This window comes from Pseudomonas sp. KCJK9000, from assembly GCF_046230725.1.
Taxonomy (GTDB): domain Bacteria; phylum Pseudomonadota; class Gammaproteobacteria; order Pseudomonadales; family Pseudomonadaceae; genus Aquipseudomonas; species Aquipseudomonas promysalinigenes.
Window position 1 is genome coordinate 30,849 of the sequence record NZ_JBJJLN010000023.1, and the last position, 22,141, is coordinate 52,989.

Annotated in this window: 19 protein-coding genes; 7 read left to right on the top strand and 12 right to left on the bottom strand. The window is 60.8% G+C overall.

All coding sequences use genetic code 11. From position 1 onward, the window contains the following. The 5 genes from nuoC to ACK59H_RS12475 all read right to left on the bottom strand — a co-directional run bounded on the left by nuoC (position 1) and on the right by ACK59H_RS12475 (position 6,383). Positions 1-1,782, bottom strand: coding sequence for an NADH-quinone oxidoreductase subunit C/D (gene nuoC / locus ACK59H_RS12455; RefSeq protein WP_060480264.1), 1,782 nt, complete (start codon positions 1,780-1,782; stop codon positions 1-3). 79 nt (positions 1,783-1,861) lie between these two features. Continuing rightward, positions 1,862-2,539 (bottom strand): NADH-quinone oxidoreductase subunit B family protein, encoded by a 678-nt coding sequence (locus ACK59H_RS12460; RefSeq protein WP_027920598.1) that lies wholly within the window; start codon positions 2,537-2,539, stop codon positions 1,862-1,864. A gap of 10 nt (positions 2,540-2,549) precedes the next feature. Next, a complete protein-coding gene (locus tag ACK59H_RS12465) occupies positions 2,550-2,963 on the bottom strand; it encodes an NADH-quinone oxidoreductase subunit A (protein ID WP_011534614.1) in 414 nt (137 codons plus the stop codon). An 872-nt stretch (positions 2,964-3,835) separates the two neighbouring features. After that, positions 3,836-5,161 carry an isocitrate lyase gene (gene aceA, locus ACK59H_RS12470; protein WP_060478034.1) on the bottom strand — a complete coding sequence of 442 codons (1,326 nt, stop codon included), beginning with the start codon at positions 5,159-5,161 and terminating at the stop codon, positions 3,836-3,838. Positions 5,162-5,648: 487 nt separating this feature from the next. Further along, the gene (locus tag ACK59H_RS12475; protein WP_060478033.1) at positions 5,649-6,383 is read right to left on the bottom strand and encodes a secretin N-terminal domain-containing protein; all 735 of its coding nucleotides are present in this window, start codon (positions 6,381-6,383) and stop codon (positions 5,649-5,651) included. Between the two features lie 140 nt (positions 6,384-6,523). Between ACK59H_RS12475 and ACK59H_RS12480 the strand changes: the two genes are divergently transcribed. Continuing rightward, positions 6,524-7,684, top strand: coding sequence for a hypothetical protein (locus ACK59H_RS12480; protein WP_060478032.1), 1,161 nt, complete (start codon positions 6,524-6,526; stop codon positions 7,682-7,684). 91 nt (positions 7,685-7,775) lie between these two features. Further along, positions 7,776-9,215 carry a SulP family inorganic anion transporter gene (locus ACK59H_RS12485; RefSeq protein WP_060478031.1) on the top strand — a complete coding sequence of 480 codons (1,440 nt, stop codon included), beginning with the start codon at positions 7,776-7,778 and terminating at the stop codon, positions 9,213-9,215. Between the two features lie 104 nt (positions 9,216-9,319). Here ACK59H_RS12485 and fusA read toward each other — a convergent pair whose 3' ends face one another. Both fusA and ACK59H_RS12495 read right to left on the bottom strand, forming a co-directional pair. After that, positions 9,320-11,431, bottom strand: coding sequence for an elongation factor G (gene fusA, locus ACK59H_RS12490; RefSeq protein WP_060478030.1), 2,112 nt, complete (start codon positions 11,429-11,431; stop codon positions 9,320-9,322). Positions 11,432-11,504: 73 nt separating this feature from the next. Next, positions 11,505-11,930 carry a hypothetical protein gene (locus ACK59H_RS12495; RefSeq protein ID WP_060478043.1) on the bottom strand — a complete coding sequence of 142 codons (426 nt, stop codon included), beginning with the start codon at positions 11,928-11,930 and terminating at the stop codon, positions 11,505-11,507. Between the two features lie 184 nt (positions 11,931-12,114). Here ACK59H_RS12495 and ACK59H_RS12500 point away from each other — a divergent pair, with 184 nt between their 5' ends. Continuing rightward, on the top strand, positions 12,115-12,417 hold the full coding sequence (locus ACK59H_RS12500) for a hypothetical protein (protein WP_054892710.1): 303 nt from the start codon (positions 12,115-12,117) through the stop codon (positions 12,415-12,417). Between the two features lie 3 nt (positions 12,418-12,420). On the opposite strand, the gene ACK59H_RS12505 is transcribed toward ACK59H_RS12500, so the two are convergent. Together ACK59H_RS12505 and gcvA are read right to left on the bottom strand one after the other, a co-directional pair. Next, positions 12,421-13,671, bottom strand: a complete 1,251-nt coding sequence (locus ACK59H_RS12505; protein WP_060478042.1) for an aspartate aminotransferase family protein — start codon at positions 13,669-13,671, stop codon at positions 12,421-12,423. A 102-nt stretch (positions 13,672-13,773) separates the two neighbouring features. Next, the gene (gene gcvA, locus ACK59H_RS12510) at positions 13,774-14,673 is read right to left on the bottom strand and encodes a transcriptional regulator GcvA (protein WP_060478029.1); all 900 of its coding nucleotides are present in this window, start codon (positions 14,671-14,673) and stop codon (positions 13,774-13,776) included. Positions 14,674-14,936: 263 nt separating this feature from the next. Between gcvA and ACK59H_RS12515 the strand changes: the two genes are divergently transcribed. From ACK59H_RS12515 to ACK59H_RS12530, 4 genes are all read left to right on the top strand, one after another. After that, positions 14,937-16,319, top strand: a complete 1,383-nt coding sequence (locus ACK59H_RS12515; RefSeq protein WP_060478028.1) for an amino acid permease — start codon at positions 14,937-14,939, stop codon at positions 16,317-16,319. 56 nt (positions 16,320-16,375) lie between these two features. Then, positions 16,376-16,876, top strand: a complete 501-nt coding sequence (locus ACK59H_RS12520; protein ID WP_060478027.1) for a PaaI family thioesterase — start codon at positions 16,376-16,378, stop codon at positions 16,874-16,876. 74 nt (positions 16,877-16,950) lie between these two features. Then, positions 16,951-17,646 carry a glutathione S-transferase N-terminal domain-containing protein gene (locus tag ACK59H_RS12525; protein WP_060478026.1) on the top strand — a complete coding sequence of 232 codons (696 nt, stop codon included), beginning with the start codon at positions 16,951-16,953 and terminating at the stop codon, positions 17,644-17,646. A gap of 38 nt (positions 17,647-17,684) precedes the next feature. Continuing rightward, positions 17,685-18,116: a GNAT family N-acetyltransferase gene (locus ACK59H_RS12530; protein WP_060478025.1), complete on the top strand. Its 432-nt coding sequence runs from the start codon at positions 17,685-17,687 to the stop codon at positions 18,114-18,116. A gap of 36 nt (positions 18,117-18,152) precedes the next feature. On the opposite strand, the gene ACK59H_RS12535 is transcribed toward ACK59H_RS12530, so the two are convergent. Genes ACK59H_RS12535 through ACK59H_RS12545 form a run of 3 tightly spaced genes read right to left on the bottom strand, consistent with a single transcriptional unit; the run spans position 18,153 to position 22,132 of the window. Next, positions 18,153-19,607: a right-handed parallel beta-helix repeat-containing protein gene (locus ACK59H_RS12535; RefSeq protein ID WP_081016637.1), complete on the bottom strand. Its 1,455-nt coding sequence runs from the start codon at positions 19,605-19,607 to the stop codon at positions 18,153-18,155. A gap of 3 nt (positions 19,608-19,610) precedes the next feature. Then, positions 19,611-20,738, bottom strand: coding sequence for a polysaccharide lyase (locus tag ACK59H_RS12540; protein ID WP_081016636.1), 1,128 nt, complete (start codon positions 20,736-20,738; stop codon positions 19,611-19,613). Next, entirely contained in the window at positions 20,729-22,132 is a 1,404-nt protein-coding gene (locus tag ACK59H_RS12545) for an alginate O-acetyltransferase AlgX-related protein (protein WP_060478023.1), read from the bottom strand. The genes ACK59H_RS12540 and ACK59H_RS12545 overlap by 10 nt, the downstream gene beginning before the upstream one ends. Between the last annotated feature and the right edge of the window lie 9 nt (positions 22,133-22,141).

Consider the following 22,141-nt stretch of genomic DNA (forward strand, 5'->3'; position numbering starts at 1 on the left):
TTAGCGGTCCACGTCAGCCATAACGAAGTCGATACTGCCCAGGTACGCAATGAGGTCGGCGACCATGCTGCCTTTGATCACCGAAGGGATCTGCTGCAGGTGCGGGTAGCTCGGGGTACGGATCCGGGTGCGGTAGCTCATGGTGCCGCCATCGCTCGTCAGGTAGTAACTGTTGATGCCCTTGGTCGCTTCGATCATCTGGAACGACTCGTTGGCCGGCATGACCGGGCCCCACGAGACTTGCAGGAAGTGCGTGATCAAGGTTTCGATGTGCTGCAGGGTGCGCTCTTTGGGCGGCGGTGTAGTCAGCGGGTGATCCGCCTTGTACGGGCCTTCCGGCATGTTGCGCAGGCACTGGTCGATGATGCGGATACTCTGGCGCATCTCCTCGACGCGGACCATGCAGCGATCGTAGGCATCGCCGTTGTGGGCCAGGGGTACTTCGAACTCGAAGTTTTCGTAGCCGGAGTAGGGGCGCGCTTTGCGCAGGTCGAAGTCGCATCCGGTGGCACGCAGGCCGGCACCGGTGGTACCCCAGGACAGGGCCTCTTTGGTGTTGTAGGCAGCAACGCCGATGGTACGACCCTTGAGGATGCTGTTCTGCAGGGCAGCCTTGGTGTATTCGTCAAGGCGCTTGGGCAGCCATTCGACGAAGTCCTTGACCAGTTTGTCCCAGCCGCGCGGCAGGTCGTGAGCAACGCCACCGATGCGGTACCAGGCCGGGTGCAGGCGGAACCCGGTGATTGCTTCGATCACCGTGTAGGCGCGCTGGCGGTCGGTGAAGGTGAAGAATACCGGGGTCATGGCGCCGACGTCCTGGATGTAGGTACCCAGGAACAGCAGATGGCTGGTGATGCGGAAGAACTCGGCCAGCATGATGCGGATCACGTCGACCTTTTGTGGCACCTGAATGCCGGCCAGCTTCTCGACCGCGAGCACGTATGGCAGGTTGTTCATCACCCCGCCGAGGTAGTCGATGCGGTCGGTGTAGGGGATGAAGCTGTGCCAGGACTGGCGCTCGGCCATTTTCTCGGCGCCACGGTGGTGGTAGCCGATGTCGGGCACGCAATCGACGATTTCTTCGCCGTCCAGCTGCAGCACGATACGGAAGGCGCCGTGGGCAGAGGGGTGGTTGGGGCCAAGGTTGAGGAACATGTAGTCCTCGTTCGCGCCCTGACGCTTCATGCCCCAGGCTTCTGGGTTGAAACGCGCCGATTCTTCTTCGAGCTGCTGCTTGGCCAGGGTCAGGCTGTAGGGGTCGAACTCGGTGGCACGGGCCGGGTAGTCCTTGCGCAGCGGGTGACCTTCCCAGGTCGGCGGCATCATGATGCGGCTCAAGTGCGGGTGGCCGGCAAAGTCGATGCCGAACATGTCCCACACCTCACGCTCGTACCAGTTGGCATTCGGCCAGATGCTGGTCACCGACGGCAGGTTCAGGTCGCCCTCGCTGAGCGAAACCTTGATCATCACATCGCTGTTACGCTCGATCGACAGCAAGTGGTAGAACACGCTGAAGTCGGCAGCTGGCAAGCCGCGGCGCTGGGTGCGCAGGCGCTCGTCGACGCCGTGCAGGTCGTACAGCATGCTGTACGGTTTGGCCACGCCCCGCAGGAAGCTGAGCACTTCCTTGAGCTGAGCGCGCTTGACCCACAGTACGGGCATGCCGGTGCGGGTCTCTTGGGCGACGAATGCGTCGGCGCCAAAACGGTTGTGCAGTTCGACGACCACATCCTGGTCGTCTGCCTTGTAGGGCGGAATGAAAATAGCGTTGTCCGCTGTCATGGTCTCGGTCGCTTTGGGTCAGCGTTAAGAATGAAGCCAGGCCGCCGGCTCTTTCGGGAGCGGGCGGCAGGTCGCTGGATCAGACTTCGTCGGGGCTGCGCAGGTTGGTAACCGCAATGCGCTGTTCACGACGCAAGTCTTTCTGGGCTGGCATTTCGGCACGGTAGATGCCTTGATCACCAACCACCCAGGAAAGCGGGCGTCGCTCTTGGCCGATCGACTCCTGCAACAGCATCAAGCCTTGCAGGAAAGCCTCAGGGCGCGGCGGGCAGCCAGGTACGTAGACGTCCACGGGGAGGAACTTGTCGACCCCCTGAACGACCGAGTAGATGTCGTACATGCCACCGGAGTTGGCGCACGAGCCCATGGAGATGACCCATTTAGGCTCGAGCATCTGTTCGTACAGGCGCTGGATGATCGGCGCCATTTTCACGAAGCAGGTCCCGGCGATGACCATGAAGTCGGCCTGACGCGGCGATGCCCGGATGACCTCGGCGCCAAAGCGCGCGATGTCGTGGGGCGCCGTGAAGGCCGTGGTCATTTCCACGTAGCAGCAGGACAGGCCGAAGTTGTACGGCCAGAGGGAGTTCTTGCGACCCCAGTTAACCGCGCCACGCATCACATCTTCAAGTTTGCCCATGAAGATGTTCTTGTGGACCTGGTCTTCGAGCAGCTGGTCGGTGACGGTTTCCCGATCACCTACCGGGTACTGCTCATTGGGCGCATCCGGGTCGATTCTGGTGAGATTGTATTGCATTGCCAAAGCCTCATTGTTTCAGCTTCGCTTGCCGCTTGCGGCGACCTTCGGGAGCCCAGTCAAGGGCCCCGACGCGCCATAGGTAGACAAGACCTGCCAACAGAATTGCTATGAAAACGAGTGCTTCGACGAATCCGGTCCAGCCGCTTTCGCGGACGGACACAGACCATGCATACAGGAAGAGGGCTTCGATATCGAAGATCACGAACAGCATCGCGACCAGATAGAATTTGGCGGACAGGCGCAGGCGGGCGCTGCCGACGGGCAGCATGCCGGATTCGAAGGGTTCGTTCTTGGCGCGGCCCCAAGCCTTGCTACCAAGCAGGCTGGAGAGGCCGAGCATGAAGGCACACAGGCCGACGACACCCAAAAGGAAGATGGCAAAGCCCCAGTTGTGGGCGATGAGTCCTGCCGAATCGGACATGCGAGAAATCCTTATACAGAGACCCAGCTCTGCAGTCTGAAATAAGTAGAGCGGCGACGAGGTGTCGCAGGTGCAGTGACCAAATGTCGCAGCTGAATCAATCGGGCTGATTTTATGGGTAAAGCCCCAGCAAGTAAAATTTCCGTTGCAAATTTATTCCTAGGTTTTAGAACAAAACCCGCGCCTAACTGGCTGAAAGCCTTGAAATTCGGGCATTGCATGGGGTTTTGTTAATTATGTTTCTTGCGACTGGTAACGAATTACAAGTCTCGTAATGATAATTAATATCATTTGTCGCGGTGCTTACTAGTTCGATTCTACGCCCCTTGCAAAGTTGATATGCCTACTTGCCCTTTTTGCAGGCGCGAAAAAGTAGGTGTTCTAGCACCCTCCAGCGCCACGCGCACCGCTCTGGATCAATAATTGTTGCGTCAGGTACTGATGCATCGTTTTGCGCGGGTGCCAGCACAGCATAGCTGCTGGCTGGAGATGTGGGGTGAGGGCTGCTAGGGGATGGCGGAATTGATTTAGCGCCTGTGAGATCGAGCGCCGCCCGCGCGGCGCATCGCGAGCTTTGCTCGCTCCTACGTTTGTTTCGGGCCAGTAACGCCTGTGACAGGCGCGCGCGACCGCCTTGTTTGTACGACGCGATATTGCGTCATGCGCCAAGGCGTTCGCGCGCAAATCCCGCAGGCATAATTGGCCCGAAACAAACGTAGGAGCGAGCGCAGCTCGCGATGCGCCGCGCGGGCGGCGCTCGATCTCACAAGCGCTGCAACCCTCGCGCCAGTCACAAGCGCCACCACGCTGCCTAAATAAAAAGGCCCAGGGCTCTCGCAAGCCCCGGACCTTTGCTCAACAGCAACCCCTTATCAGTGGAACTGCTCTTCCTCGGTCGAACCGGTCAGTGCAGTCACCGACGAAGCGCCACCCTGGATCACGGTGGTCATGTCGTCGAAGTAGCCGGTGCCCACCTCTTGTTGGTGCGCCACGAAGGTGTAGCCTTTGTTGGCGTCGGCAAACTCCTGTTCCTGCAGCTTCACATAGGCGGTCATGTCGTTGCGGGCATAGTCATGCGCCAGGTTGAACATGCCATGCCACATATTGTGAATACCGGCCAGCGTGATGAACTGGTGCTTGTAACCCATGGCCGACAGCTCGCGCTGGAATTTGGCGATGGTGGCGTCGTCCAGGTTCTTCTTCCAGTTGAACGAAGGCGAGCAGTTGTACGACAGGATCTGGTCCGGGTACTCCTTCTTGATCGCTTCGGCGAAGCGACGGGCCTCATCCAGATCCGGCTTGGCGGTTTCGCACCAGATCAGGTCGGCGTAAGGGGCGTAGGCAAGGCCGCGGGCGATCGCCTGGTCCAGGCCAGCGCGCACCTTGTAGAAGCCTTCACGGGTACGCTCGCCAATCACGAACGGCTGGTCGTACGGATCGCAATCGCTGGTCAGCAGGTCAGCGGCATTGGCGTCGGTACGCGCCAGGATAATGGTTGGTACCCCCGACACGTCGGCAGCCAGGCGCGCGGCTACCAGCTTCTGCACCGCTTCCTGGGTCGGCACCAATACCTTGCCACCCATGTGGCCGCATTTTTTCACCGAGGCCAGTTGGTCTTCGAAGTGCACGCCGGCAGCGCCTGCTTCGATCATGTTCTTCATCAGCTCGTATGCGTTCAGCACGCCGCCGAACCCGGCCTCGGCGTCTGCGACGATCGGAGCGAAGTAATCGATGTAGCCGTCGTCGCCAGGGTTCTTGCCGGCTTTCCATTGAATCTGGTCAGCACGGCGGAAAGCGTTGTTGATGCGCTTGACCACGGTGGGGACCGAGTCCACCGGGTACAGCGACTGGTCCGGGTACATGGACTCGGCCGAGTTGTTATCTGCAGCCACCTGCCAGCCGGACAGGTAAATGGCCTGGATGCCGGCTTTGACCTGTTGCACTGCCTGGCCGCCGGTAAGGGCGCCCATGCAGTTGACGAAATCTTTTTCGGGGCGGAAGGACGGGTGAGCACCTTCGGTGACCAGCTTCCACAGTTTTTCAGCGCCTTGGCGAGCAAAAGTGTGCTCGGGCTGGATGGAGCCACGCAGGCGAACGACATCGGCGGCGGAGTAGGTACGGGTCACGCCTTTCCAGCGCGGGTTCTCGGCCCAGTCTTTCTCGAGGGCTGCAATTTGCTGTTCGCGTGTCAGTGCCATGGAAATAAACCTCGTCGCATCGATCTTGGGTTAATTGTGCTGATGCTCGGGGCGAAGCAGGGGCCAGGCGGGTGTCTGTCAGGGCGTGCGGCGGCGAACGCGAAGGCTCGAAGGGGAAGGAGGTGCAGGCCAGGCGCCAGTGTGCTCCGGCAGGTCGGCTCGTGGATGCCTTGCTGCGGTGCGACGCGATTGCCAGAACTGCGGTGATGCGCTTCCGTCCCTCGGGACAACTTCTTCGTTGCAGTCGCAATCCCGTCGAACCGCCTTGTGGGCCGTATAGACACGAGACGCCTCCAGGGGTGAGAGGAGTGCGCCTCGAAGGCCCTTGTCAGGGCCCCTGATTAGCGGGAGCGAGGCCATCATGCCCTTGGGAAAAACACCCTGTCAAACGTTTTGTAGTGCTTTTTTTCTATTACTACATCTTTGGTCTAATGCGACTTGGCAGTCAGTTTCGAGGCCTTTGGTCGAGGCCTTGAATTTGCAGGGATCAGTCCAGAAGCTCGACTTTGACCCGCAATGTCATGTTTTCACCCCGTTGAGTGCTGTATGTACGGCTCGAAGGGTCGCGTTCGGCTTGGCTCTGCTGGTTGTAACCGGCCAGGGTGATCCATTCGCCAAGCCTTCCGCTGACTGTCGTGTCGGTGCTTTGCACCTTCACTACATCAGCACGTTCCTGGCTCAATCGATCATTATTGCTGCTGATTTGCAGGCGAACCCTATCCCCGATCAGGCTCGGCGTAACATAAAAACCTTGGGTTACATTGCGGTACTCAGTGTTGCTTTGGACGCGACCGTAGCCGTCGGTGCTGGTGCTGGTGATCGGGATGCTCTGGCCGATCTGGATCAGTGCCGGTTGGCCTTCGCTGGCCTGGATCTGTTGCAGGCCGCCCTCGCGGTTGCTGGTGCCGTAATGGATCACCTGGCCTTCGCCGCGGGTGTCCTGGTAATTGCTGTCGCTGTTGTCGACGCTGATCATTAGGCGCTTGGGTACAGTGTCCAGTTGCTGTAGCAAGGCGCGTAAGTCGTCGATGCGCTCGGCGCTGGCATTGACGATCAGCTTGTTCTCGAAAGCGCTGACGGTACCGTCGCGCCCGATCAAGGCCTGGGCGGCCGGCAGCAGTTCGGCGCTGCTGCGGTGCTGCAGCGGCACAACTTCGGTGGCGGCCAGCGCAGGTACGCTGACTGCCAGCAGCAGCGATGCGAATAGAGGGCGTAGCGGCATGCTCATGTTCTCCGCGATTGGAATCCACATGATGGCAAATTTGCCAGCCGTTTGCCGGGCTCGGGTCACGCACGGTGCTTTATCTGATTTTATCTTGTAGGCTATAAATTATAGTCAGCAGGATAATTCAGGATAATCCCATGTCGCCCTCCCGCCCGCTTTTGCGTCGTGAACCGCTTGCCAAGGCGCTGGCGCAGGACTTGGCCGGTGAGTCCCTGGTGGACTACAGCTCCGGTATGTTTCTGGCTGCACCCAGGCGCACCGGCAAAAGTACCTTCCTCAATAATGATTTCATCCCGCAGTGCAGGCTGCGGGGTTGGCTACCGGTGTATGTCGACCTGTGGTCAGATCGGGACGCAGCTCCGGCTGATCTGATCAGCGGGGCGATTGGCGCGGCGTTGAGTAGTTTCGAGGGCGCCCTGGCGAAGGCGGCGAAAAAAGCCGGCATCGACAAGATCAACCTGCTGCGCACCCTCAGCTGGGACTTCACCAAGCCCCAGTTGCCCGCAGGCACTACCCTGGCCCAGGCGCTGGCAGTACTGCATCAGATCTCAGGGCAAATGATAGTGTTGATCATCGACGAAGCTCAGCACGCTCTTAACAGTGAGGATGGCCTTAACGCCATGTTCGCCCTCAAGGCCGCCCGTGACCATCTCAACCGGGGCGACTGCCCGGACGGTCTGCGCCTGGTGTTCACAGGGTCCAGCCGCGACAAGCTCGCCAACCTGGTGCTCAAGAGCAAGCAGCCCTTCTATGGGGCCAGCATTACCCCGTTTCCATTGCTAGGCCGAGAGTACGTCGGCTTCATTACCGAGTTGTGGAACCAGCGCCTGGCCGACAGCAACCAGTTCAAGGTACAGGACATGGAGTATGCGTTCGAACTGGTTGGGCGGCGGCCGGAAATGCTCAATAAACTGCTGGCTGAGGTCAGTGTCGGGCTGGGCGAAGCGGCCAACCTTGGAGAGTTGCTACGCACCGGTGCACTCAACCATCAAGCTGGAGTCTGGAGCGATTACGAAAGTGCCTGGAACGAGCTTTCGCCCTTGCAACAGGCAGTGCTTCAGGTGATGGCCGAGCGAGCGCAGAGCCGACAGCCGTTCTCGCCATTCACCGAGCACACCTTGCTGCAGATAACACGCAAGCTTGAGCAGGGCGGCGTTGAGGTCACAGCCAGTACGCCGAACGTGCAAAAGGCTCTGGACGCCCTGCGCGACAAGGAACTGGTGTGGAAAGCCAATCGCGGCGAATATGCCTTGGAAGATGCTTCGATGGCCCAATGGCTGACCCGCAGCCTTTGCTGAAACACCTTGCGCTGGCCGCTGTCAGACGAATTCCGTAACATCGCGCCCCCGATTCACCGCCCGTCCGCCTGGACCGCACCACAGGATACCCATGAAGCCCGCCCGACTACGTGCCGACCTGCTCGCCGGCCTGACCACCTCGTTCGCCCTTGTTCCCGAGTGCATTGCCTTTGCCTTGGTAGCCCATCTCAACCCTTTGATGGGGCTGTATGGTGCCTTCATCATTTGCACGCTGGCTGCGTTGTTCGGCGGTCGCCCAGGAATGATATCCGGGGCTGCAGGCTCCATGGCGGTGGTCATCGTCGCGCTGGTGGTGCAACACGGTGTGCAGTATCTGTTGGCCACGGTCTTGCTCGGCGGTGGGGTGATGATTCTGTTCGGCTTGCTGCGCCTTGGCAAGTTGGTAAGGCTGGTGCCTTATCCGGTGATGCTTGGCTTCGTCAATGGCCTGGCGATCGTCATTGCCATGGCTCAGCTGGAACACTTCAAGGAAGGTGAGCATTGGCTCAGTGGCACATCGCTGTATCTGATGATCGGCCTGGTGGCGCTGACCATGCTGGTGGTCTACGTGCTGCCGAAGCTGACCCGATCTGTGCCCCCAGCACTGGTGGCGATTCTTGGAGTTGGCGCACTGGTGTACCTGCTCGATCTGCCTACGCGCACCCTTGGCGACATGGCGCACATTGCCGGCGGCTTGCCGCACCTGGCGCTGCCGGATGTGCCTTGGAGCTTGGAAACCCTGAAGATCATTGCGCCTTATGCGGTGCTGATGGCGATGGTGGGCCTACTCGAGACGCTACTTACATTGAACCTAACCGACGAGATCACCGAAAGCCGCGGTTACCCGGATCGCGAGTGCGTGGCGTTGGGTGCAGCCAACATGGTCTCCGGACTGTGCGGCGGTATGGGTGGCTGCGCCATGATTGGCCAGACCGTGATCAATCTCAGCTCCAATGGCCGTGGCCGGCTCTCGGGCGTGGCGGCCGGGGTGATGATCCTGCTGTTCGTGCTGTTCCTGTCGCCGCTGATCGAGCGTATTCCGCTGGCGGCACTGGTCGGGGTGATGTTCGTGGTGGCCCAGCAGACCTTTGCCTGGGCGTCGTTGCGAGTGCTGCACAAGGTACCGCTGAGCGACGTGCTAGCGATCATCGCGGTAACGGTGGTGACCGTGTTCACCGACCTGGCCATGGCGGTGCTGTTCGGCATCGTCATCGCCGCCGTGAATTTTGCCTGGCAGCATGCTCGCGAGCTCTATGCCGACAGCCATCAGGACGGCGAGGGCAAGCATTATCAGGTGCATGGCACGCTGTTCTTTGCCTCGGTCACGCCCTTTCTCAACCAGTTCGATCCGGCCAATGACCCGGCCAAGGTCACCCTGGACTGCCAGCATTTGAGTTTTGTCGATTATTCGGCCATCGCTGCATTGCAGACCCTGCGTGAGCGCTATGAAAAAGCGGGTAAGCACCTGCGCGTGGTGCACCTGTCGGAGCGCTGCAAGAAGTTGCTCAGACGCGCGGGTGAGCAGCACTGAAGGAAGGTGCTGATATAAAGCCCACACAGGTTGGCGGGCACCTCAAAGCATGCATTCGCCCCTGTGTGCGGCCATAGCCGAATGGGCCAGCGCAGAACAAAGGCTTATTCTGCGCGATTCTTCTTCACGATCGCGTCGGCAATACTTGCCGGCGCCTCGGCGTACCGGGTGAACTCCATGGAGAAGCTCGCCCGGCCTTGGGTCATCGAACGCATCGAGGTGGCGTAGCCGAACATCTCGCCCAGCGGTACTTCAGCACGAATCACTTTGCCGGCCGGCGTCTCGTCGCCGTCCTGGATCATCCCGCGGCGCCGGCTCAGGTCGCCCAGAATATCGCCTTGGTACTCTTCCGGCGTTACCACTTCAACTTTCATCACCGGCTCCAGCAGCACTGCGCCGCCTTTTTGCGACAACTGCTTGGTGGCCATGGAGGCGGCGATCTTGTAGGCCATTTCGTTGGAGTCAACGTCGTGGTACGAGCCATCGAACACTGCTGCTTTGAGGTTGATCAGCGGGTAGCCGGCCAGCACGCCGTTCTTCATCTGCTCCTCGATGCCTTTCTGGATTGCCGGGATGTACTCGCGCGGTACCACGCCGCCGACGATTTCGTTGATGAACTCAAGGCCTTCGGCGCCTTCATCGCCCGGAGCGAACCGAATCCAGCAGTGGCCATACTGGCCGCGCCCGCCAGACTGACGCACGAAGCGGCCTTCGATCTCGCAGGTGTTGCGGATCTTTTCGCGGTAGGCCACCTGCGGCTTGCCGATATTGGCATCGACGTTGAATTCACGCCTCATGCGGTCGACGATGATGTCCAGGTGCAACTCGCCCATGCCAGAGATAATGGTCTGGCCGGTTTCTTCGTCTGTGCGCACGCGGAAGGAGGGGTCTTCCTGAGCCAGCTTGCCCAGCGCTATGCCCATTTTTTCCTGGTCGCCCTTGGTTTTGGGCTCCACTGCCACCGAGATCACTGGGTCGGGGAAGTCCATGCGTTCGAGGATGATGGGCTTGTCGATGTCGCATAGCGTGTCGCCGGTAGTGACATCCTTCATGCCGATCAGCGCGGCGATGTCGCCCGCGCATACGTCCTTGATCTCGGCGCGCTGGTTGGCATGCATCTGCACCATCCGGCCGATGCGTTCCTTCTTGCCTTTGACCGAGTTGAGCACAGCATTCCCCGAACTGAGCACGCCTGAATACACACGGGCGAAGGTCAGGGTGCCAACGAACGGGTCGGTGGCAATCTTGAAGGCCAGGGCAGAGAAGGGCTCTTTGTCGTCGGCGTGGCGCTCCAGGTGCTTGTCTTCATCGTCCGGGTCGGTGCCCTTGATCGCTGGGATTTCCGACGGAGCAGGGAGGTAATCGATAACCGCATCGAGCATTAGCGGTACGCCCTTGTTCTTGAACGAAGAGCCGAGAATGGTCGGAACGATTTCATTGGCGATGGTGCGCTGGCGCAAGGCGGCCTTGATTTCATCGATGCTCAGCTCTTCACCCTCCAAAAACTTGAGGGTCAGCTCATCATTGGCCTCGGCGGCGGCCTCGACCATGTGTGCGCGCCATTCATCGGCCAGCGCCTGCAATTGAGCGGGAATCTCTTCTTCGCGGTAGCTGGTGCCCTGGTCGTTGTCGTTCCAGTAAATGGCCTTCATCTTCACCAGGTCGATCTGGCCGATGAAGTTTTCTTCGCTGCCGATGGCCAGCTGAATCGGCACCGGGTGGTGGCCCAGGCGCTGATCGATCTGCTTGACCACCCGTAGAAAATCGGCACCCTGGCGATCCATCTTGTTGATGTAGGCCAGGCGTGGCACGTGGTATTTGTTGGCCTGGCGCCAAACCGTCTCTGACTGCGGCTCGACCCCATCGGCGCCACTGAACACCACGACCGCGCCGTCGAGCACGCGCAGTGAACGCTCGACTTCAATCGTGAAATCGACGTGGCCGGGTGTGTCGATGATGTTGAAGCGGTACCTGTCGGGAAACTGCTTGGTCGAGCCTTGCCAGAAGGCAGTAGTTGCCGCCGAGGTGATGGTGATACCGCGCTCCTGCTCTTGGGCCATCCAGTCCATGGTCGCGGCGCCGTCGTGCACCTCGCCCATCTTATGGTTGACCCCGGTATAGAACAGAATGCGCTCGGTAGTGGTGGTCTTGCCCGCATCAACGTGGGCGACGATACCGATATTGCGGTACAGCTCGATGGGGGTTGTGCGGGCCATGGTGGACTACCTGCGGCGGTACGGATTCTCCCACGGTAGCAGAGCAGGGGAATCTTGCTTGACCGTCGGGCCGTCAGTCCGCCTGCGCTTGCAGCACCCACTGGCCGTCGATTTCGCGGGCCAGCCCGCTGGCGGGCAACAGAACCAGCAGGCGTTCGTGCAAGGCAGGTTCGGTGAAGGTCTTGAGGGTGGTGAAGTCCAGCGCGCCAACCAAGCTCAGATCGGCTTTGGTGTAGGACAGCCAGGCCTTTTTCAGAACTTGCGCCACGTCGCTGCCAGCAGTGCTGGCAAAGCGGCGGTGCCATTGGCGGCCTTCGAAGGTGAAGGTGTGCGCGTGGCTGTAGCTGCTTTGGTCGCTGCCTTCGGCACAGCGGTGACAACTGCACGGGCCTTCGCCGAAGGCGTTGCGCAGATAACTGTTGAAGTCCACGACGGGCTTGAGGGTCAGGCGTTTGTCGACCTCGAACAGGTCGGCGATCATGGGTTGTTCGGCGCTCACGCAGGTGTCCTCGTGTGGTATGGCGTACATCGGCGGGCACCCTAACAGATCAGCCCTTTCAGATCACCTGTTGCAGGCTGGCCTGTTGGTGCAGGCCACCTGTGAGGAGGCTGGTAGAGACAAGTGGAATCACCTGCCGTACTCTACGCGCCTTCACGCTTAGACATTTTTCGAGGTAACCCGCTTGAGCACCAAGTACCCTTACACTGCCACCGTGACCGTCAGCGCCGAAGACCGTGGGGGCGATACCGAGGCCTCGGAAAACCCCGGCATGCGTGTTGGCCTGGAAGCGGTGACCGAAACCCTGAAAAAGGTGCATTTCGTCGGTACGCTGGCAGCCCCGGAGAAATCGGCAACGCACATCTGCGTAACGCTGGAAAACGGCCTTACCTACTATGGCCCGATCGTCAACGGCCATGCCGAACTCGAAGGCGGCTGGATCGCCTTCGAATCCGACATGCTCACCCCGGAAGAACTGGGCCTGTAAGCTTCACTCGAGCTCGGCCAGGCACTGCTCGAAGATATCCAGCCCCTGCTCGAGTACCTCAGCTTCGATGGTCAGCGGCGCCAACAGGCGAATGATGTGCCGTGCCTTGCCGCTAGGCATCAGCAACAAGCCTTTGGCCCGTGCGGCCTCCACCAGCTTAGCCAGCTGAGCCGGTGCAGGGCTGCCGTCTGCATTGACCAACTCGATGCCGCGCATGGCGCCCGTACCGGTCAGGCGGCCCAGGTATGGGCTCAGGCCAGCGGCCCTCCAGCGGGCATGCCTGGCCACAATCGCCTGCTCCTGGCGTTCACCCCAGGTAGCGATGTTCTCGTCGGTCATCTGCGCCAAGCTGGCCAGTGCCGCCGCACAGGCGATCGGGTTGCCCGAATAGGTTCCCCCCAGGCCACCCTTGGGCAGGGCGGCCATCAAGTCCTGGCGCCCGACCACTGCGCCCAGCGGCATGCCACCGGCAATGCTCTTGGCCAGCAGCAGCAAGTCCGGCTCGATGCCCAGGCGCGGGAAGGCAAAGCGCTGGCCAGTGCGGCCAAAACCGGACTGAATTTCGTCGATGATGATCAGGATCCCATGCGCGTCGCAGAACCGCCGCAGCGCCTGGGCAAATGACGGGTCCAGGGCCAGGAAGCCCCCTTCTCCCTGCACGGGCTCGAAGACGAAAGCCGCTACATCTTCCACCGCCAGCTCCACGCTGAACAGGCGCTCCATGGCCTTGAGCGCCTGCTCGCAGCTGACGCCGGTATCTGCGCTGGGATAGGGCAGGTGATAGACGGGCCCCGGCAGCTCACCGACCCGCTGCTTGTATGGCGCGACCTTACCGTTGAGGTTCAGGGTGGCGAGGGTACGGCCATGAAAGCCACCGTCGAAGGCGATGATGGCGCGTTTGCCGGTGGCTGCGCGTGCCACCTTCAGAGCGTTTTCGGCGGCTTCGGCACCGCTGTTGGTGAGCATGCCTGCCAGCGGGTAGCTGACCGGCACGAACTGGCTCAGGCGCTCCATCAATTCCAGATAGGGGCCATGAGGCGCGGCGTTGAACGCGTAATGGGTCAGGCGGCTGGCCTGGGTCTGGATCGCTTCGACCACAGCCGGGTTGCAATGGCCCAGGTTCAGCACGCCGATACCGCCGACAAAGTCGATGTAACGCTTGCCATCGGTATCCCAGACTTCGGCATTGCGGCCATGGGAAAGTGTAATCGGGTGAACGATGGCGATGGATTGACTGATACTTTCCAGCTTCATGGGCACGCGGACCTTGTTCATGTTTCCTATTATCCAAGCGCGCCGCGGTATTATTCTGCAAACGAATTATTCGATTGCGATCATTCCCTGAATTCGCGATCTTTACTGGTCGTGCTCGGCCACCCGCTCGCGGATCCACTGCACGAACGCTTTGACCTTGGGCACTTCGGCGGCATGTTCGGCATGGGCGATGAAATGCCGACCGTTGCTTGGCACCGGGTGGTCCCAGGCGATCACCAGCTTGCCTTCGCTCAGTTCCTCGGCCACTAGGTAGCGTGGGATCAGAGCGACCCCGCAGCCGGCGATGGCCGCGCGGATGCACAGGTAGAACGTGTCGAAGCGTGGGCCGTGGTAGCTGTTCTGGCTATGCAGACCCAGCCCCTGGAACCATTCGTGCCAAGCTTCAGGGCGCGATGCGCATTGCAGCAGGCGGTGTTCGATGAGCGCCTCTGCGCTGTCGAACCGGTGCCGGGCCAGCAGCTCTGGCGCGCACACAGGAACCACGGCCTCGCTGAACAACGCGATGCATGTGGCGCCGGGCCAGGTGCCCTGACCGAAAAAGAACGCGATGTCAGCTTTGGCCTGCACCAGGTCGAAGGGCTCCAGTTCGTTGCGAATGTCCAAGTGAATGCGAGGATGGCGCTCGCCGAAACCTTTGAGCCTAGGTATCAGCCAGCGTGCGCCGAAGGTCGGCTGGGTCGCGATGCGCAGCACCTCGGTCTCGTCGCCGTAGCTGAGGATGTAACGGCTGGAGATATCGATCTGGGTGAGGATCTTGTTCACTTCAGTGAGGTACAGCGCCCCAGCCGGAGTCAGGTGCAGGCGCCTGCGAATTCGTTGGAAGAGCGAATGCGACAGCATCTCTTCAAGCTGCGCGACCTGCTTGCTGACGGCGCTCTGGGTCAGGTGCAGCTCTTGGGCTGCACGGGTGAAGCTCAGGTGCCGGGCGGCAGCTTCGAAGCACTGCAGGGCAGTGGTCGAGGGCATCAGGCGTTTGGACATAGCAAAGGCGTACCCAGCAAAAAAGGAAAGAGTTCATTCCGCAATGGAATCATGTGTTTCGAAAAGGTCGTTTGTTGACCTCGCCTTATAGATTAATACTGACCTTGAACAACGATTACAACCGGTAACGCAAAGAGGAGGGCTATGCGCAACCGGCGATATAAAACAAGAACAACGAACACCCTATTACCTGAATTCTGCTTCAACTTTCAGCCGCCCACGGCCGAGTGCCGTATAGCGGCCGACCCATTCGAGGGTTCACCATGGTTTCGCCAAATAAGAACAAACAGCGGTCCTTGCAACACGGCCTGACTTCGCGTCAGGTGTCGATGATTTCAATCGCTGGCATCATTGGTGCCGGCCTGTTCATTGGCTCATCGAACGCCATCGCTACCGCCGGCCCAGCCATCCTCATTTCCTATGCCATGACCGGCTTACTGGTGCTGCTGGTCATGCGCATGCTAGGGGAGATGGCCATTGCCAACCCCAATAGCGGGTCGTTCTCCACTTACGCCAGCGAGGCGATCGGCCCTTGGGCCGGCTTCACTATTGGCTGGCTTTACTGGTGGTTCTGGGTATTGATCATTCCTGTCGAGGCCATCGCTGGCGCAGACATCCTGCATGCCTATTTCCCCGACGTGCCGTCTTGGTTGTTCGCCTTTGTGATCATGGTGGTGCTGTCGGCCACCAACCTGATCAGCGTCAAGAACTTCGGTGCGTTCGAGTACTGGTTCGCATTGGTCAAAGTGGTCGCGATCATCGCCTTCATCGTGGTCTGCAGCCTGGCGGTGTTCGGCTTCTGGCCGCTGGCCGAGGTATCTGGCATTGGCCATCTTTGGCAAAACGGTGGGTTCATGCCCAACGGTTTCGGCACAGTGCTCGGTGGGGTGCTGATCACCATCTTCTCGTTCTTCGGCGCTGAGATCGTCACCATTGCGGCCGACGAAACTGCCAACCCCAAGGACAAGATCCGCCGTGCCACCAACCTTGTGGTCTACCGCATCGCGATTTTCTACCTGGCGTCGATCTTTCTGGTGGTGTCGCTGGTGGCTTGGAACGATCCGAGCCTCAAGGCAGTGGGCTCGTTCCAGCGAGTGCTTGAGGTGCTGAACGTGCCAGGCGCCAAGCTGCTGGTCGATCTGGTGGTGCTGGTGGCTGTGACCAGTTGCATGAACTCTGGCCTGTACACCGCTTCGCGCATGCTCTATTCACTGGGCGCCCGCGGCCAGGCTTTGAGCATGACCAAGCGTATTTCTGGTGCCGGTGTGCCGACCGTTGCGGTGATCGTCTCCACCCTGGCAGGCTTCGTCGGTTGTTTCGTGAACTATGTACTGCCAGGCAAGGTGTTCGGCTTCCTGCTGTCCACCACCGGTGCCATCGCCTTGTTGGTGTACCTGGTAATCGCCGTGTCGCAATTGCGCATGCGGGCACGTGCCGAGCGGGAGGGGCGTGCACTGGAGTTGAAGATGTGGTTGTTCCCTTGGCTGACCTGGCTGGTCATCGGCACTATCGTCATGGTCCTGGGCTACATGCTGCTCAGCGACGCCTATCGCTACGAGACGCTGATGACCGCTGGCGTGACCGCATTCATCCTGCTGGTGTCGCTGACCCAGAAGGGTGGCAAGGCGCTCGCCCAACCGGCTTGAGCTTCTGCTTTAATGGGGGCGTTTCGCGCCCCCATTTCAACAAGCACAGGCAGCGTATGAACGATCCGATTCCCTCCCTTCAAGCACTGGCCGCACCCGAAGGTACCTGTTACGGCTGCGGCTGCTCCCATCCAAGTGGGCTGCACCTGCAAAGCTACTGGGATGCCGACGGCATTCACCTGCTGTGCCGGCATTCACCCGACAGCACCTTCATCGGCTGGCCTGGCCTGGTCTATGGTGGCCTGCTGGCCATGTTGGTCGACTGCCATTCGAACTGGACGGCGATGGCGCATCACTACCGCGCCGAAGGCCGGGAGGCGGGGAGCCTGCCGCGCATCGATTGCGTTACCGCAAGCCTTGGGCTGAACTACCTCAAACCTACCCCCATGGGCGTGGAGCTGCTGCTCAGGGCCCGGGTCGAAGGTGAAGTCGGGCGCAAGACGCGGGTGATCTGTGAAGTCTGGGCCGGCGATGTGCTGACGGTGAGTGCCGACTCGGTATTCGCGCGGGTGGATACCGAAAAGCTCAAACTCAAGGCCCATGGCAAGGCCAGTTGATCAATGGCCGGTGATGGTCAGCCGCGCGGGATGTCACTACAGTGGTACGTCCACCCCCAAGGCTAAAATTGACCATGACCGACTTGAGCGCTTTCCCCATCACCCGTAAATGGCCCGCCAAGCATCCCGAGTGGCTGCAGCTGTACTCGCTGCCCACTCCCAATGGCGTGAAGGTCTCGATCATGCTCGAGGAGATTGGCCTGCCCTACGAGCCGCACAAGGTCAGCTTCGATAGCGATGACCAGTTGAGCCCCGAGTTCATCTCGCTGAGCGCCAATAACAAGATTCCGGCCATCCTCGACCCCAATGGGCCAGGCGGCCAGGCGCTGGGGCTGTTCGAGTCGGGGGCAATCCTGCAGTACCTGGCGGAGAAAAGCGGCCAGCTGCTGAGCAACGACCCGGCCCAGCGTTATCAAACCCTGCAGTGGCTGATGTTCCAGATGGGCGGCATCGGGCCGATGTTCGGCCAGGTGGGTTTCTTCCATTTCTTCGCTGGCAAGGAATACGAGGACAAGCGCCCCCGTGACCGTTATGTCAATGAATCGAAGCGTCTCTTGGGTGTGCTCGATCGGCATCTGAAGGGGCGTGATTGGATGGTCGATGAATACAGCATTGCCGATATCGCCATTTTCCCATGGGTGCGCAACCTGGTAGAGCGCTACAACGCCCGCGAACTGGTGGGTTTCGATCAGTTTGCGCAGGTGCAGCGGGTATTGGCGAAATTCCTCGAGCGCCCGGCGGTACAGCGTGGCCTCAAAATCCCAGCCTGACCAGCGAGGCTGAACCTCGAACGCCGCAGGTGTGTAGCATGCCCGTTGAATTGATTGGCGCAAGCGATGCCCATCGCGACTTCGCCCGTGACCTTACTCGGCGGGCGATGTTGCCCTATTACCACGAGTTCGGCCTATTGTGGGTCGAGGAGGCCTTCGATCAAGCGTGGGCTTGGCGCGAGCAATGGCTGGTGATGCAGGATGATCAGGTGCTGGGTTTTTGTAGCCTTAGCCAGGATCGGCAGGCACTGTTCATTCGTGAACTGCACCTGAGTGAGCAACACCGGGGGCGAGGGGTAGGCAGTCAGGTGTTGCAGACACTGGCGGGCTGGGCCGCGCAGCGCCGTTTGCCGCTGCTGCGATTGATGGTGTTCAAGAGCAACCCGGCGCGGCAGTTGTACCTGCGCCAGGGTTTCATCGACATGGGTAACGATGAGTGTTTCGTGAGGATGCAACGGGCCATTGGTTGACCGCTACCGGCCCGGCAAATCACTGCAACCGATACCTCATGGCTGCCTTACCCGCACCGTCGCGCCCTGGCGAACAGTCGCCTCTAGCAGCTGCCCTTGCAGCGGCAACAAGTCACCAATCAACAGGTTCTGCAGCAACGGTTTGCCGTCGAAGCTGTTGCCGCCCAACACCACGTCCCGAACCCCCTCGACCCTGACCAGCGCCTTGCCGACCCGGCCAAGGCGGTTGCCACTGAGCAGCAACGGCCCGGCCAGCGGCGTCGTATTGCGCAGGCTGACGGCGTATTCGGCGGTATTGCCGATACGGTTGTCCAGCAGGGCCACGGCGCCGACCTCGCTGGCGTCCACTGCGCTGCCTTGGCTGCTGGCCAGCAGGTTGTCGTCGATTACCAGTGGCGCCGCCGCAGTTGGTGTCAGGCTGCGCAACTGAATGCCGTTGCCGCGGCTGTCGCCGATGCGGTTGCCAGTCAGCAGCACTGCGCCCTGTTGTTCGGTGATTTCGATCCCAGCCTTGGTCGCGCCAAGGATAAGGTTGTCTTCGACCAAGGCCCGCGTCTTGCCACGCAGTCGTACGCCGCTGTTGTTGTCGATGCCACGTAGTTGGTTGCCTTGCAACTTGACCTGGCTGTTCTGCACATCCACGGCGTATTGTTGCGAGCGCTCGAACTGGCTGGTGCTGATGGTCGCCTGGCTATGCTGCAACTCCACCGCTGTGGACATTTCGCTGAACTGGCTATCGCGGATGATCACCGTGGCCGGGCGAGTACTGGCCGCCTGCTGAGTACTCAAGGCGGTGGTCAAGCCCCGCGAGAGGTTGGCGTTGTAGCCCAGGCGCTTGAGGGTCGAACCCAGCACCTGGGTATGGCTGCCAGCCCAGGCCACAACGAAGGGTCGCCACGCGCGGTCGGTGCTCGCCGGTTTGTCGCCGGCCATGCTCTGCAGGCTGGACTGGTTCAGGCTAAGCCAGCCCTGGTTGATCAGTGCCGTACCGGAGAAACTCGCCAGGTACAGACTGGTGCCTTCAAGGACCAGGCCGGCGTCGCTGCCGATCATCAGCGGGTAGCTCAACAGGTAGCCGTCTTTGTAGCGCTTGAGCACTCGCGGGTTGTTGAGTGCGTCATGCAACTGCGCCAGCGTGATACTGCCACCACGCAGCATCACCACTTGTGGGTGATGCGCCTGATAACCGGCGATGGCGCGGAACAGGCCGTTGTTGACCAATGGCTCGAAGGGCCAGCTGCCGGCCTGGGAAGAAAACATCGGTTGCAGGCTGACACTGGCACGCCCGGCCGGGCGCTGCCGTTCGGTTTGCGCAAAGGCGACTGCCTGGCGCACCTGCTGGCGCAATTGATCGACCTTGAGCTGGCGTTGCTCAGCCGGCAGGGTATCGACGATCTGGTTGGCTGGTAGCGCCTGGCTGGCGGCCTGAGCAGCGCCTGCCAGCCACAGCGCAGCCAGGCAGGTGATGGAAAAGCGGGCGAGGGCAGCCATGGGTCAGCTCCTTGATCCGGGCAGAGGGGAATAGAAGGCTTTGATCGGGCCGCCGAGCTGGCTGTAGTTGTCCACCTCGCCGTCTTGGCTGTCGTACAGCTGACGCGCCAGCGCATGACCAGGATTGCGCTGCAGAAATGGGATCAGCCACGCCATCTTGTATGGCGCCACATCGCTTTGCGACTGGCCTTTGAGTTCTGGTAGGTCGGCGGGGTCGAGCACCGTGCGCGCGGCGAAATTGGCCAGCAGGTCGAGTGTCTGCTGGTCTTGGCTGCTCCACGGCAGGCCGTTGGCGCGCGCCGACTCGCTCAGCAGCACCAGCGGCACCAGGGCGTACTGGCTGTAGTTGGCTGCCAGCTTGCTGCGCGCCACCTCCAGCGGCAGGTAGGCGTAGTTGCCCTGGTTGGAGCGCACGGCCTGAGCCAGGCCGCGGCGCAAATTACCATCGGCCCAGCGGATGAAGTCGTCGCGGCCAACCAGCATGCCGGTGGCTGCCACCGCCCAGGCTGCCCAATAGTCGTGGTTGTTGAAGTACACGCCGCTGGCGCTGCGGCGGGGGTCGTATTCACGGATCACCAACTCGCCAAGGTCGGCGAACCAGGTACGCTGTGTATCGCTCAGTTGCAGCTTGCCGTCGCTGGCTGCCTGGGTAAGCAGCACGGTGCCAGCCATGGCCGCAAGCGCCCATTTGCGCGCCGCCATACCTGTGCCGGTGGCATCAGGGTTGAGCAGGGCGCCAGCGTCGGCCCAGCGCTGCAGCCACTGGTCCTGACAGGCCAGCGCCATGTTGGCGTCCTGCGGCTTCTTGGCGCCTTGGAAGCGCTTGCTGGCGTAGATCAGGCCGCCGACGAACTGCTTGACCTGCTTGCCGATACGTTCGCTGTCGGCGTCGGGGCTGCTGCGCAGTGTCGACTTGCTTGCATCGCGCTGGTCGTACTTGCTCTGCAGGCGCAGGCTGCCGGTAAAAGGTGCTGGCGGTTCCTTGGTGCAGACCAGGGTACGGTAATCGGCAATCATGGCCGATTGCGGCGTGGGGTGTGCCGGCCAGATGGACTGCGCCGCATGGGCGTGGGGGAACACGAGGCTCATGGCCAGTAACCCGATGCCCGGTAATAGTTTGCTCATAGGCATAGGCGGGTCTCCACGGCGGTCGCTGCGGTACCGGCCTTGGTCGGCTCCATGAATACCGATAACAGGTTGGCGCCGGCGAATTCCGGTGCTTTGCTCAGCTCCAGATAATATTGGCCGCCAGTCACCGCCGCCTCACGGCGGAACCACACCTTGTCCCGCGCGCCGTTGTCGTAATAGACGATGATGTAGAAATCCTTGACGTTCTTGTCGCTCAGACGAATGTCCAGAAAACCTTTAGAAAGCGACTGGCGGCCACTGCCCGCATTGCTCAGCAGCTCGATGCGCTCACCCACCTTCAAGGCCGGACGCTTGAGTTTGCTTTCCAGAACCTGCTGGCTTGCCGCGCAGCCGCCTTGAATGGCCGGCACCAGTTGCCGGTACATCAACGGCGAGTCCAACCGGTAGTTGGCCGGCAGCTCCCAGACGATCAGCTTGGGCGGTGCCTTGGGCTTGTAGTCGCTGGACAACAGGTACTCGAGCAGCGAGCCGTCTTCGCCAACCCCAGGCAGGGCATAGTTCAGTACGTCGACGTTCAGGTATTGCTTGAGGTAGCCGTCGAAGTTGAACTGCTTGCTTTCGTCCTCGCGGGCGGCGGCGTTACTGTCACCCACCAGGATCACCTCAGGGTCCGGCGCGTCATCGAACAGCGCATCGCCGCCACTGGCCACCGGAACCGTCTGGTAGCCACGCACGTACTGAAAACCATAGTTGTTGCCGCACAGTGAACTCATCGCCAGGTTCAGCGTGCCGTCCTTTGGCACCATCACGCCCGGCTCGGTGCGATATTGCTTTTTGGTCAGCCCGGCATAGAACGGTTGGCGACGGATTTCTTCGGCCATCAGCTTCGCCGTGGCCTCGGCCCCAGCCGGTGTCCAGTGGTGGTCACGGCGGAAGAAGTACTCGCCTTTGGGCGGCTGCTGTACCAGTTGCATCATCGGTGCTACCACCGCGCCGCTCTGGCGCAGCTGGCCAAGGTAGGTGGCGAGATTACCGCTGGCGCGGGCGTAGTCGAAACCGTGCAGCTGGTTGGCGAACAGCTTGTCGCGGTGCATCAGCCCGCGGGTCGGCTGGATCGCCATGGCCACATGAATGCCCTGGCGTTCGAACGCCTGCATCAGGCGCGCGAACTCAGGGCGCATCGGTGCTGGAATACCGAATTCATTGGTCAGGTCCACGGCCGAACGGAACAGCCAGCGGTCCTTGCCAGGCACGATCTCGCGCATCAACTTCATACGCCCTTCGGCATAGCGTTGCGGGTCGCTCAAAGCCGGGCACACCATGCACTGCAGGTTCTCGCAACCAGGCTTGCCCGCCTGGGCGGGTTGCGCGGCCTGGCTGGGCAGGCTGAGCAGCGCGATGGCAGCGCTCAGGGCAACAGGTACAAGGGTCTTCATGTGCCATTC

Bases quoted from the DNA above. Each gene is read 5' to 3' on its own strand.
- ACK59H_RS12465 (WP_011534614.1), bottom strand. From the start codon at position 2,963: ATGTCCGATTCGGCAGGACTCATCGCCCACAACTGGGGCTTTGCCATC.
- ACK59H_RS12480 (WP_060478032.1), top strand. From the start codon at position 6,524: ATGTCGCCCTCCCGCCCGCTTTTGCGTCGTGAACCGCTTGCCAAGGCG.
- ACK59H_RS12475 (WP_060478033.1), bottom strand. From the start codon at position 6,383: ATGCCGCTACGCCCTCTATTCGCATCGCTGCTGCTGGCAGTCAGCGTA.
- ACK59H_RS12505 (WP_060478042.1), bottom strand. From the start codon at position 13,671: ATGAAGCTGGAAAGTATCAGTCAATCCATCGCCATCGTTCACCCGATT.
- ACK59H_RS12530 (WP_060478025.1), top strand. From the start codon at position 17,685: ATGCCCGTTGAATTGATTGGCGCAAGCGATGCCCATCGCGACTTCGCC.
- ACK59H_RS12520 (WP_060478027.1), top strand. From the start codon at position 16,376: ATGAACGATCCGATTCCCTCCCTTCAAGCACTGGCCGCACCCGAAGGT.
- fusA (WP_060478030.1), bottom strand. From the start codon at position 11,431: ATGGCCCGCACAACCCCCATCGAGCTGTACCGCAATATCGGTATCGTC.
- ACK59H_RS12525 (WP_060478026.1), top strand. From the start codon at position 16,951: ATGACCGACTTGAGCGCTTTCCCCATCACCCGTAAATGGCCCGCCAAG.
- nuoC (WP_060480264.1), bottom strand. From the start codon at position 1,782: ATGACAGCGGACAACGCTATTTTCATTCCGCCCTACAAGGCAGACGAC.
- ACK59H_RS12535 (WP_081016637.1), bottom strand. From the start codon at position 19,607: ATGGCTGCCCTCGCCCGCTTTTCCATCACCTGCCTGGCTGCGCTGTGG.
- ACK59H_RS12485 (WP_060478031.1), top strand. From the start codon at position 7,776: ATGAAGCCCGCCCGACTACGTGCCGACCTGCTCGCCGGCCTGACCACC.
- ACK59H_RS12545 (WP_060478023.1), bottom strand. From the start codon at position 22,132: ATGAAGACCCTTGTACCTGTTGCCCTGAGCGCTGCCATCGCGCTGCTC.
- aceA (WP_060478034.1), bottom strand. From the start codon at position 5,161: ATGGCACTGACACGCGAACAGCAAATTGCAGCCCTCGAGAAAGACTGG.
- gcvA (WP_060478029.1), bottom strand. From the start codon at position 14,673: ATGTCCAAACGCCTGATGCCCTCGACCACTGCCCTGCAGTGCTTCGAA.
- ACK59H_RS12460 (WP_027920598.1), bottom strand. From the start codon at position 2,539: ATGCAATACAATCTCACCAGAATCGACCCGGATGCGCCCAATGAGCAG.
- ACK59H_RS12515 (WP_060478028.1), top strand. From the start codon at position 14,937: ATGGTTTCGCCAAATAAGAACAAACAGCGGTCCTTGCAACACGGCCTG.
- ACK59H_RS12540 (WP_081016636.1), bottom strand. From the start codon at position 20,738: ATGCCTATGAGCAAACTATTACCGGGCATCGGGTTACTGGCCATGAGC.